Origin of the sequence: Streptomyces boncukensis, assembly GCF_011045075.1 — a bacterium.
Classification (GTDB): domain Bacteria; phylum Actinomycetota; class Actinomycetes; order Streptomycetales; family Streptomycetaceae; genus Streptomyces; species Streptomyces boncukensis.
The window spans coordinates 1-1,185 of the sequence record NZ_JAAKZZ010000986.1 but is presented as its reverse complement, the minus strand read 5'-3'; the positions used below and the strand labels follow the sequence as shown (position 1 = coordinate 1,185).

General features: G+C 73.0%; 1 protein-coding gene. It reads right to left on the bottom strand.

Annotated elements, in window-relative coordinates:
• Window positions 1-91: 91 nt before the first annotated feature.
• The coding region (locus G5C65_RS37475; RefSeq protein WP_165303505.1) for a serine hydrolase domain-containing protein at window positions 92-1,185 on the bottom strand (1,094 nt) is incomplete at its 5' end.

Here is a 1,185-nt window from a genome sequence, read left to right as displayed (position 1 = left end):
GGAGGGGACGGTGGACGGCATACGGCCGATTATCGGGCCGCCGCCACCCGCTGATCCCGCAGGGCGGGGGCGGCGGCGCCCCGGTCAGCGGTCAGTCGTCGTCGCGGGCGCGGTCGGCGATGCCGCGGAGCAGTTCGAACTCGCGCTCCTCCAGGTTCCACTTCCCCCGCTGGTACGCCTGGTTGGTGGTCCAGTACACCATCGTGCCGTCGCGCAGCGTCCGCGCGAAGCTGGCGAAGGACCAGTCGTTGCCGCCGTTGTGCCAGGCGATCCGGCCGTCGCCGGTACACAGGAACCCCCAGCCGTACCCGTATCTCTCCTGCCCGCCCGGGATGCCGACATAGGGCCGGAACAGCTTCCGCTTCGCCCTCGGGGGCAGGACCAGGGCGCCGGACAGGGCGCGGTGCCAGCGGAACATGTCGCGTCCGGTGGAGAGCATGCCGCCGTTGCCGCGCAGGTTCCAGTACGGGCCGTCGGCCGCCCAGGGGTGGTCGAGGGGCCGTCCCCGGGCGCGGCCGTCCCCGTCGTACTCGACCGCGATCCGGTCCCGGCCCCGGTCCCGGTCGAAGTCCGGCAGGACGTATCCGGTCCTGGTCATCCCCGCCGGTGCGAACAGGTTCGCGGACAGATACCGCTCATAGCTCCGCCCTGACGCCTTCTCGATGACCGCGGCGAGCAGGCTGTAGCCCGCGTTGGAGTAGTGGAACTCCGTGCCGGGCGCGGAGCGGAGCCTGGACTTCAGCACCCCGTCCACCAGTTCGCCGCGCGAGACGGGGTCGTAGTCGTCGCCGAGCCCCTCGGTCAGCCCGGCGGTGTGCGTCAGGAGCTGGTGCAGGGTGATGCGGCGCTTGTCCCGGGGCACCGGGCCGAGGAACCGGCCGATCCGGTCGGTCACCCGCAGCCTGCCCTGCGTCTCCAGCTTGAGGACGGCGGCGGCGGTGAACTGCTTGGTGACCGACATGACGTCGTACACGGTGTCGCAGTCGGCGGGGGTGCCGGCCGCGCGGTCGGCCAGGCCGAAGCCGGCGCAGTGCACGAGATCGCCGCCCCGAGCGGCGACCACCGTGCCGCCGGGCCCGCCGGGTCCGGCGGGCAGCGTACGGGCGAGGTAGCGGGCGATCGAACGGTCGACGGGGCCGGATCCGGCGCCTGGCGCGGCGTGGGCGTGGGCCTGTCTCTTATACA